The following is a 10,407-nucleotide window of genomic DNA, read 5'->3' as shown; positions in this document are numbered from 1 at the left end:
CATGTAGAACCAGTCAGACCAAACAGAAAGTATCCACGACAGAAAGATAAGTATCGGCACCGAAAGACACCTATCCTGATGAAAAACAGAAAGAACGTACTATAAAACCCTTAACTTAATGACATTGAACTCGCGCCAGCAAAAGCATTGAGATACTGTTTCCAATTACTTGATAATCCATAAATCCTGTTTATCCTTTTTAATCCTGAAAATCCTGATTTAATTTTATCTTTGCGTATTACCCTTTCTCAAAACCTTTTAAACCAAAACTATGGCTTACGAACCGGCAGGAGCCCCTGACTACTTTAACATAGACGACTTACTTACAGAAGAGCATATCCTTATACGCCAGACCATGCGTGACTTTGTGAAGCGCGAGATATCTCCTAAGATTGAGCAATGGGCACAGGATGCACATTTCCCATCTGAGATCGTGAAAAAGTTTGGTGATGTAGGCGCTTTCGGTCCAACTATACCAGCCGAGTATGGCGGCGGTGGATTAGACTACATCAGCTACGGTATCATCATGCAGGAAATTGAGCGTGGCGATTCAGGTATGCGTTCTACGGCTTCGGTGCAGGGTTCGCTGGTAATGTACCCGATCTATAAGTATGGTTCTGAAGAGCAGCGCAAAAAGTACCTGCCAAAGCTGGCAAGCGGCGAGTGGCTGGGCTGTTTCGGTTTAACAGAACCGGATTTCGGCTCTAACCCGGGTGGTATGGTAACCAACATCAAAGACATGGGCGACCATTATCTGCTCAACGGTTCTAAAATGTGGATATCCAACTCTCCGGAGTGCCAGGTAGCGGTTGTTTGGGCTAAGAACGAACAAGGTCGTATAAAAGGGCTTATAGTTGAGCGTGGCATGGAAGGCTTTACGACGCCTGAAATCCATAATAAATGGAGCTTACGCGCCAGCTGCACCGGCGAACTGGTGTTTGATAACGTGAAAGTGCCGAAAGAAAACCTGCTGCCAAATGTAGACGGCCTGCGTGGTCCGCTCGGCTGCCTCGATTCTGCCCGTTATGGTATTTCATGGGGTGCTATAGGTGCTGCCATAGATTGCTACGAATCAGCGCTGAAGTATAGCAAAGAGCGTATCCAGTTCGACAAGCCAATCGGCGGCTTCCAGTTAACACAGAAGAAACTGGCCGAAATGCTGACCGAAATTACAAAAGCGCAGCTGATGGTATGGCGTTTAGGAACCCTGATGAATGAAGGTAAAGCAACTACGCAGCAGATATCAATGGCAAAACGTAACAGCGTAGATATGGCTTTGCATATTGCGAGAGAAGCACGTCAGATACATGGTGGTATGGGCATTACCGGCGAGTATCCGATCATGCGCCACATGATGAACCTCGAATCGGTGATTACTTACGAAGGTACACACGATATTCACTTACTGATTACCGGTGCGGATATTACCGGCATTCAGGCGTTTAAATAGAACCTCTCCCAACCCTCCCCTAAAAACAAGGGAGGGCTTTAAAGTAGAGAAAGGCAGCTGCGTGAGTAGCTGCCTTTTTTATTGTCTGAATCAGGATTTGCAGAATTTATAATGATGGACAGGATTTGAAAAGTCCCCCTTTGAAGGGGGGAGGGGGATGAATTTCTAAAGCGGATACTTCCTTTTTGCTGGCGCGGATCTGTGATCCGTGACTCAATTATAATGTTGGATTTACAATCCAACTGGGTGGGACGCCCAACTATAGTTCGACACGATCGAGGACGCTCGCGCCAGTGTTTAGAAAGTTAATAGGTTATAATCCAGTCCATCATTCTAAAATCCTGGAAATTCTGATTCAGACTAATTAACTTCCGGGTTATACTTTACCATGTCCGTCCAAAGCCTGTCAAACTCTCTGCTAAAGTCCTGAACTATAGTTAGGTTATCGGTAATAACAATGTTTTCGTGGTTATACATGGCGGCGCTGCGCGTCCAGTTATAGCTGCCGGTAAGCACGCGCACTTCGTCAAAAATAGCGAACTTGTGGTGCATGTGGCTTTTAGTTTTGTCAACCCATACTTCCAACCCTATTTTTGCCAATTCTTTTATATCCGAGCCAAGGTCATGTAATTTATAGTTGTCAGTGATGATCTTTATACTTATACCACGCTGGTAGGCCCGTACTATAGCATCTGAAATGCGATCATCGCTTATCGTGAACACACATATCTTCATTGATTGCTGAGTCAAATCAATTGCGCTGATTATGGCATTCAGGCAATCTTCGCCGGGGCTGAAAAAGGCGTGGCTGGTAATTTTCGGGGGCTCTGGATGCATAAAGTATAAAGTTGTTAGCGCTGCATACGTTGGTTACATGTATTTTACTGCTAAATGTGGAGTTTTGCTAATGATATTAGATTTATAGTGAAATACTATAAAATAATTAGCAAAAATCAGTAAATTCGTAGGTGTAAATGGAGCGAAAGCGATGCTTAAACTGTTAGGTTTAGGTAGAGCAGAAACTGATTTTAATGTATAAAACAGAAGAATGAGAGAAGATTATCTCACTGGCGAAAAAGAGCACATGACGCCAGCCGAACGCGATATTGACAAGGCACTCCGTCCGCTTAGTTTCTCGGATTTTACCGGGCAGGCGAAGGTGGTGGAGAACCTGAAGATATTTGTAATGGCGGCTCGTCGCCGTGGCGAGGCCCTGGACCACGTGTTACTGCACGGCCCTCCCGGACTTGGTAAAACGACCTTATCACATATTATTGCCTCAGAGCTGGATTCAGGTATAAAAATGACTTCCGGGCCGGTACTGGATAAGCCAAGCGACTTAGCTGGTTTGCTAACCAACCTCGACCCGAACGATGTACTTTTTATCGATGAGATCCACCGCCTGAACCCGATCGTGGAGGAGTACCTGTACTCAGCCATGGAAGACTACAAGATCGACATCATGCTCGATTCTGGTCCGAATGCGCGTTCTGTACAAATTAGCCTGAATCCGTTTACGCTGATTGGTGCAACTACGCGTTCCGGTTTACTTACTGCGCCATTGCGTGCCCGTTTCAGTATTAACAGCCGTCTGGAGTATTACGATGCAGAACTGCTAACCTCGATTGTAAAGCGTTCGTCAGCGTTACTAGGTGCGCCTATTCATGACGATGCTGCTTTCGAGATTGCCCGCCGTAGCCGTGGTACGCCGCGTATTGCCAACAACCTACTGCGCCGTACCCGCGACTTTGCCCAGGTAAAAAGCAATGGTACTATTGATGTGGAAATCGCACGCTTTGCCCTGAATGCACTGGATGTGGATCATAACGGTCTGGATGATATGGACAAACGCATCCTTTCCTGCATCATCGATAAGTATAAAGGTGGCCCGGTTGGTATCTCAACTATAGCTACGGCCTGCGGCGAAGAAGCAGAAACCATTGAGGAAGTGTATGAGCCGTTCCTGATTCAGGAGGGTTACATTAAGCGCACCGCCCGTGGTCGCGAAGCTACCGAAGCTGCTTACAGGCACTTAGGCAAAATTCCGCCGCAACATGCGCAGGCCTCTGGTGGCTTGTTTGATCAGGAATAAGTATAAATTATAGTATAGCAAAAGAGCAGGCCATTTGGTCTGCTCTTTTTGATTGTCTGAATCAGGATTTACAGGATTTGAATGGATGGACAGGATTTATACTTGTCTACCTTCATGGCGCGAGCGTCCTCGCTCGTGACAAACTATAGCTGGGCCTCTGGCCCAGTTGAGTTTGAAACTCAACATTCATTACAAGTCACGAATCTTGAGATTCGCGCCAGGTAACAGATGAGTTACTAACTTCAGTTATTTTAAAAAGCTGCACTTGGATTTATTTTGCTGTACTTTTGTTCTTCTGAAAGTATAGCAGCACAAGTATCACTATAGCTGCATAGTATCAAATTGAATAAAGCACACCACACATATCTTATTAAGCAAAAGGCGCAGGAACTGGGCTTTATGTATTGCGGTATTTCTAAGGCTGATTTTCTGGAAGAGGAAGCACCACGCCTGGAAAACTGGCTGAAGCAGAACATGCATGGCCAAATGCATTACATGGAAAACCACTTCGATAAACGCCTGGACCCGCGCCTGTTAGTTGATGGAGCCAAGTCTGTGGTGTCGTTGCTGCTCAATTACTATCCTGATAAAGAAACCCAACAGCCCGACGAGAACACGCTCAAAATATCGAAATACGCTTACGGCACCGATTACCACTTTGTAATAAAAGACAAGCTTAAAACGCTGCTGGATTATATAAATGAAACTATAGGTGAAGTAGGCGGCCGTTGCTTTGTTGATTCGGCTCCGGTGCTGGATAAGGCCTGGGCGGCTAAAAGTGGGCTAGGCTGGGTGGGCAAACACACGCTGCTGATAACCCCACAAGTGGGTAGCTTTAACTTTGTAGCCGAGCTGATCATTGACCTGGAACTGGAATACGACGGGCCTATAAAAGATTATTGCGGTAGCTGTACCAAGTGCCTGGATGCCTGCCCGACCGATGCTATAGTTGCGCCTTATTTGGTAGATGGCAGCAAATGCATTTCGTACTTTACCATAGAGTTAAAAGACCAGCTACCTCAGGAAATGGATGGGAAGTTTGGCAACTGGGTATTTGGCTGCGACATTTGCCAGGACGTGTGCCCCTGGAACCGTTTCAGTAAGCCACACAACGAACCAGCATTTGCGCCGCATCCCGACCTTAAAAATCTGAAAACTACAGACTGGCAAGAGCTTACCCACGAAGTATTCTCGCAGCTGTTCAAAAAATCGGCAGTAAAACGGACGGGCTACAACGGGTTATTGCGCAACATTAAATTTGTGCAGGAAAATCCGGAGCTAGCCTAAGCTATCTGCATTCTGTTAAACACGCGGTTCAGGATGAACAGGTATCTGCCAGAAAACTGGTCGTAACACCATTGTTTAAGCTGCTGCAGTTCATCTGCAACAAGCACTTTAAAAGCTTTTCTGAGTTCCTTCTCAAACAACATTTTGTCGAAGCTAACCTTCAGCAAAATGGTTTTTACATATTCCAACATTTCAGTAATTGTAAAGATGATCTGAATGATCTATAAGTTATTTGTTAGTACGATTATGGCCCGAAAAGTTACAACGATAGAACTATATCAGTCTAATTTTATGGTAAAATAATTATATAAGTAAGTAAGATTTTTCTGCTCTAACTTCCCATGTGCTCACCATCAGGTACATACATCTTTTAGTATCATAGTTTAAACACCAGTTATAGTGCCTTTAAAACTTCTGATGTACGCTTTTGTTTAAAAAAGCCCTGCAACCAACTATAGAAGTAGCTGAAATAAATCTTTTATAGTCTCTAAACTATAGAGCTTGTTTCAGCGCTAAAGGTTGCATTCAAGTATAGCGATACATTGTTTTAAACTATAATAAGCCAGGGGCCGCTAAACCAGGCAGTATATTAAGTGCAAAAAATGCTAAATTTGCTTTGGGTGTTTCCGACCTTTTTAAATAAATAATGCGCTATATACTTGTAACCTTATTTTTGCTGCTTTTATTGCCCGGCACATTGCTGGCGCAGCAGGTAAGTATTGCGTTAGGTAAAAGCCCGTTGCCACTAAACCAATACTACACTATCGGTATTCAGCTACACGACCAGGTGCTGAAAGACTATAGTCCCTTCCCCGAGATTGAGGGGTTTAAAAAGAGCAGCAAGTATTCTTCTACCGAGACCATTATTACCAGCGGCTCTACTACCAAAATACTCACGGTTTACCAGAATTATGCCCCGCTGGCCGAAGGTGAATTTGTGCTGAAACCCTTTAGCATGAAAGTCAACGGGCAAACGGTGCAGTCGCCGGGCACAACTATAGTTGTAAAGCCAATAGCAACAGCCACAACGCCGGGCATTAATATACCTGACCTGATAACACCCGACGAAGCGCCCGAAACAAAGATAGATGCCCAGCCCGAATACATCGAAAAAGACGACAATGCCTTCCTGACGCTTTATACCAACAAAGATGAGGTGTATGTAGGCGAAGGGTTTACAGCAGCCTTATACTTTTACCTGGCAGCCGAAGACCAGCAATTGCTCGATTTCTATGACTTTAATAACCAGATAGCAACTATACTGAAGCAAATTCAGCAGCCTAATGTGTGGGAAGAGTCATTTGAGTTTACAGAGATTGCCCCGGAAAATGTAACCGTAGAGGGTAAGCCATACCTCCGGTTTAAACTATACGAAGCCGTATTGTACCCCATAAACCTGCAGCCTATAAAGTTTCCGCAGCTATCGCTTAAAATGCTGAAGTATAAAGTAGCCAAAAAACCGAACCTGCTCAACAGTGAGCGGCAGGAGGGCTACAAAACATACTTTGCCCGCGAGCGCGAAATAAAAGTAAAACAGTTGCCACCACACCCGCTCCGCGATGCCGTGCCGGTTGGTACCTATAGGTTAGTCGAAAAATTGTCCGGTAAAAGTGTTCAGGTAAATAAAAGCTTCAGTTACCTTTTTAGGGTAGAGGGGGAGGGGAACCTGGCCGCTATTATGCCGCCCGTACCCGAAGAACAAACAGCCCTGGACTTTTACCCACCCGATGTGTACCAGGATATAACCCGCCGTGCAGGCCGTGTGCAAGGTTCCAAAAGCTTTAGCTATACGGTATTGCCCCGCGAGCCCGGTACCTATAAGTTGCACAACGTAATGCAGTGGATATATTTTGACCCGGTTGCAGCCCGCTACGATACCTTGCGCCCGACGCTAACTATAGCTGTAACCGGTACCCGCGATACCGATGCGCTGGTGCTGTCCCGTGACCTGGGCTCGTTCTACAAAATCATCGAAAATGAAGATGACACACTTGTAAGTTTGCACCAGTTCGACGATATCCGGCGGTATACTAACATCATCCTGGTGGTGTTATTAGCGGTTTCGGGTTTTATATTTATTAAGAAAAGAAAATTATGAGCAATACCTACGGTACGCTTTTCAGGATAACCACTTTTGGCGAGTCGCATGGCCCGGCGGTAGGCGTAGTAATAGACGGATGTCCGGCAGGCCTGGCGATAAGTATAGATGAGATACAAACTGCTTTAGACCGCCGCCGTCCCGGTCAGTCAGATATTACCACACCCCGCAAGGAAGAAGACAAGGTAACGATACTTTCAGGTATTTTTGAAGGTATAACCACGGGTACACCCATTGCCCTGGTGGTAAACAACAAAGACCAGCACAGCCACGACTATAGCCACATTCAACACGCATTCCGCCCATCACACGCCGATTATACTTACACCGCCAAGTATGGCACCCGCGATTACCGGGGCGGCGGCCGCAGCTCTGCCCGCGAAACCGTAGCCCGCGTAGCAGCAGGTGCCGTAGCAGCCAAGTTGTTACAGCAGTATGGCATAACTATAAACGGCTATGTATCGCAGGTAGGCAGTATAAAATTGCGCAAGCATTACAGTAAACTCGATTTCGGAAAGATAGATTCGAACAAGGTGCGCTGCCCGGATGGCACTGTTGCTGCCAAAATGATTGGTTTGATAGAGGATGCCCGTAACAGCCTGGATACCATTGGCGGTGTAGTAACCTGCGTTATTCAGGGGGCGCCGGTTGGTTTAGGAGAACCTGTTTTTGATAAGCTGCATGCAGAGTTGGGTAAAGCGATGCTAAGTATAAATGCCGTAAAAGGTTTTGAGTACGGCAGCGGGTTTGAAGGTGTAAAGCTGCGCGGCTCTGAGCACAACGATGAATTTTATACTGACGCGCAAGGCAATGTAAAGACCCGCACCAACCACTCGGGAGGTATACAGGGTGGTATCAGTAACGGGCAGGATATTTACTTTAACGTAGCCTTTAAACCGGTAGCAACTATACTTCAGCCACAAACAACTATAAACGATGCCGGTGAGGAAGTAACGCTTCAGGGCAAAGGCCGCCACGACCCTTGTGTGTTGCCGCGTGCCGTACCTATAGTTGATGCCATGGCCGCTCTGGTGTTAGCTGATTTTATACTTCGCCAGAAAGCCAATAAAGTATAAGCTTGATTTAAGGTAATCATCAAGTATAAACAAAAGAGCCGCAGTTGATTACAGCTGCGGCTCTTTTATGAAGTATAAACTATAGTTTAAAATAACTGCAGGTGCACTACCAGGTACCAGATAATAACTAAAATTGGCAACAGGAACGGAATAGAGTAACGGAACACGTAGCCAAAGAATGACGGCATTTTAATACCAGCACTCTCTGCGATGGCTTTAACCATAAAGTTAGGACCATTACCGATATATGTGAATGCACCAAATAGTACCGATGCCAGCGAGATAGCCTCCAGCAGAGTGAGTGTAATCGGGTCGGTGCCAGTGCCGGTGGCAAACTGGCGTACTTCTACTACACTGTTGTGTGCCATGTCATACTTGGCCATACCTAAAGAAAGGAAGTTAGCATACGTTGGTGCATTGTCCAGGAAGCCAGAAAGTGAGCCCGTTGCCCAGTACAGGAAGTTTGGTGTAATATACTGCGCATACTGCGGCGAAGAAGCAATTTCAGCAGAAAGTTGCAGGGCAGGCATCATGGTAAAGAAAATACCAAAGAACAGGAACACTACTTCCAGAATCGGGTGAAAGTTAAATTGGTTACCTGCCAGCGCTGTTTTGCTAGAGAAACGGTAGCAGCCAAATGCAGCAGATAGCTGGATGATCTCGCGCAGGAAAGAGAATTTATTACCATCATACGCAATGTGCGGCAACCCTTCAATCACATTCGGGTCCAGGAAGATGGCGCCTATAATAACTGCGAGCCATGCCAGGTTGCGCTTGCCTTTGATATAAAACTCCGTGCGCTCTTCTACTTTTGCCAGTACTTCAGGGCGCGGAGTATAGGTTTCTTTATTACGTCTGTCTACCAGGTAAAAGGCAAGGCAAAGCAATGCGATAACTATCATCCAGGGAACAAATAAATGCTGCAATGTCCAGAAGAACGGCACGCCTTTCAGGAAACCGATAAACAGCGGAGGATCGCCAAGCGGTGTAAGCAAACCACCGGCGTTACTAACTATAAAAATAAAGAATACGATCTGGTAAGCTTTGATACGGTGCACATTCAGGCGGATGAACGGACGGATAAGCAACAACGAGGCACCAGTGGTACCTACCAGGTTTGCCAACACGGCACCAAGCGCTACCAAAGCCACATTCATGGCGGGTGTTGCCCGGGCATTTACATTAATATAGATACCACCAGCCGCAATGTATAAAGAGCTTAAAAGTATAGCAAAGGAAGCGTATTCAAACAACGTATGTATGGGCATGTGCACATCTTGTAGCACAAACAGGTAGTAGGTAAGCACGGTTAGCCCGAGCACTACAGCTACTTTTTTATAGTTGTGTTCCCAGAAGTGTCCGAAAAAAATGGGGCCTGCGGCTATCATGCCTATAAGCAGCAGAAAAGGGATAATCATGAAGCCAGGCAATTGGTGTTGCGCCTGCGCGAGCAGAATAAAGTTATTTAGCATGGTTGTTTGTGCTTTATCAGGCTGTGCTGATGTAGTTGGTTGCAAAGCAAAGATAGAGTATCTGGGCTTATATGCTATTTAGAAGTAAAAATATGATGTATTTTGTTTGATTAATGCAGTTTAAGACTATGCTTGTATTTCTTTACTTCTTAGAAATATTACCTAATTTTGGAAACTTTAAGGCTTGGTCCAAAGTTTTAATTAAAACATAGATTTCCATGACAGAAAATAAAGAAAAAATGGTGTCGGTGTATGCTGAGGCTAACCCGAACCCGGAATCAATGAAGTTTGTAATGAACGTGCAGTTGCTGCCAGATGGCCAGAGCGTAGATTACCCGGATCTGGAGAGTGCTGCAGATTCGCCTTTAGCGCAGGAGCTTTTTAACTTCGATTATGTTTCGCGTGTGTTCATTGCAAGTAACTTTGTAACAGTAACCAAAACTACTAACCTGGAATGGGTTAAAATTATACCTGAGCTGCGCACCTTCCTGAAGTCTTATGTAGAGGCGGGTGGCCCTGCCTTTGTCGAAGGTTTTTCGGCGGCTCCTAAAGCTACTGAGTCTGATGCAACTGGCGAAACATCGGAAGGTGATGCTGCCATCATTAAAAAAGTAATTGATTTGCTTGATAACTATGTGCGCCCAGCTGTAGAACAGGATGGTGGTAACATCTCTTTCAAGTCGTATAACGATGGCGTAGTAAAAGTACACCTGCAGGGTTCTTGCAGCGGTTGCCCATCTGCTACCGTAACGCTTAAAGCCGGTATCGAGAACCTGCTGAAGCGTATGGTGCCTGAAGTAAAAGAAGTAGTTGCAGACGGTGTTACAATCTAATACCTGAAACTATAAAGTATAAAAAGCCAGCACTGCACAAGTGCTGGCTTTTTTGTTTCCGAACTATAGCTTAAGGGGTCTGGATAAAATGTTTTGACT

At 45.5% G+C, this 10,407-nt stretch carries 9 protein-coding genes; 6 read left to right on the top strand and 3 right to left on the bottom strand.

Translation table 11 applies throughout. From position 1 onward, the window contains the following. The first annotated feature begins 271 nt into the window (after positions 1–271). Positions 272–1,450, top strand: coding sequence for an acyl-CoA dehydrogenase family protein (locus GWO68_RS17290; RefSeq protein ID WP_162347733.1), 1,179 nt, complete (start codon positions 272–274; stop codon positions 1,448–1,450). A 360-nt stretch (positions 1,451–1,810) separates the two neighbouring features. Here GWO68_RS17290 and GWO68_RS17285 read toward each other — a convergent pair whose 3' ends face one another. Next, complete coding sequence (locus GWO68_RS17285; RefSeq protein ID WP_162347732.1) at positions 1,811–2,287, bottom strand: phospholipase D-like domain-containing protein; 477 nt, start codon at positions 2,285–2,287, stop codon at positions 1,811–1,813. Positions 2,288–2,498: 211 nt separating this feature from the next. Here GWO68_RS17285 and ruvB point away from each other — a divergent pair, with 211 nt between their 5' ends. Both ruvB and queG read left to right on the top strand, forming a co-directional pair. Beyond that, entirely contained in the window at positions 2,499–3,542 is a 1,044-nt protein-coding gene (ruvB, locus tag GWO68_RS17280) for a Holliday junction branch migration DNA helicase RuvB (protein ID WP_162347731.1), read from the top strand. Between the two features lie 342 nt (positions 3,543–3,884). Continuing rightward, entirely contained in the window at positions 3,885–4,829 is a 945-nt protein-coding gene (queG, locus tag GWO68_RS17275) for a tRNA epoxyqueuosine(34) reductase QueG (RefSeq protein WP_162347730.1), read from the top strand. Here queG and GWO68_RS17270 read toward each other — a convergent pair. Then, positions 4,826–5,020, bottom strand: coding sequence for a hypothetical protein (locus GWO68_RS17270; RefSeq protein ID WP_162347729.1), 195 nt, complete (start codon positions 5,018–5,020; stop codon positions 4,826–4,828). The genes queG and GWO68_RS17270 overlap by 4 nt on opposite strands. Before the next feature lie 455 nt (positions 5,021–5,475). Between GWO68_RS17270 and GWO68_RS17265 the strand changes: the two genes are divergently transcribed. Further along, positions 5,476–6,927, top strand: a complete 1,452-nt coding sequence (locus tag GWO68_RS17265) for a BatD family protein (protein WP_162347728.1) — start codon at positions 5,476–5,478, stop codon at positions 6,925–6,927. After that, complete coding sequence (aroC, locus tag GWO68_RS17260; RefSeq protein WP_162347727.1) at positions 6,924–8,003, top strand: chorismate synthase; 1,080 nt, start codon at positions 6,924–6,926, stop codon at positions 8,001–8,003. Before GWO68_RS17265 ends, aroC begins: the two co-directional genes overlap by 4 nt. Before the next feature lie 86 nt (positions 8,004–8,089). Here the strand turns inward: aroC and GWO68_RS17255 are convergent, their stop codons facing one another. Further along, positions 8,090–9,475, bottom strand: a complete 1,386-nt coding sequence (locus tag GWO68_RS17255; protein WP_162347726.1) for a sodium:proton antiporter — start codon at positions 9,473–9,475, stop codon at positions 8,090–8,092. Positions 9,476–9,693: 218 nt separating this feature from the next. Here GWO68_RS17255 and GWO68_RS17250 point away from each other — a divergent pair, with 218 nt between their 5' ends. Next, positions 9,694–10,308: a NifU family protein gene (locus GWO68_RS17250; protein WP_162347725.1), complete on the top strand. Its 615-nt coding sequence runs from the start codon at positions 9,694–9,696 to the stop codon at positions 10,306–10,308. The last annotated feature ends 99 nt before the right edge of the window (positions 10,309–10,407 follow it).

Source organism: Pontibacter fetidus, assembly GCF_010119545.1.
Classification (GTDB): Bacteria; Bacteroidota; Bacteroidia; order Cytophagales; family Hymenobacteraceae; genus Pontibacter; species Pontibacter fetidus.
This window is presented reverse-complemented; position numbering and strand designations above follow the sequence as displayed.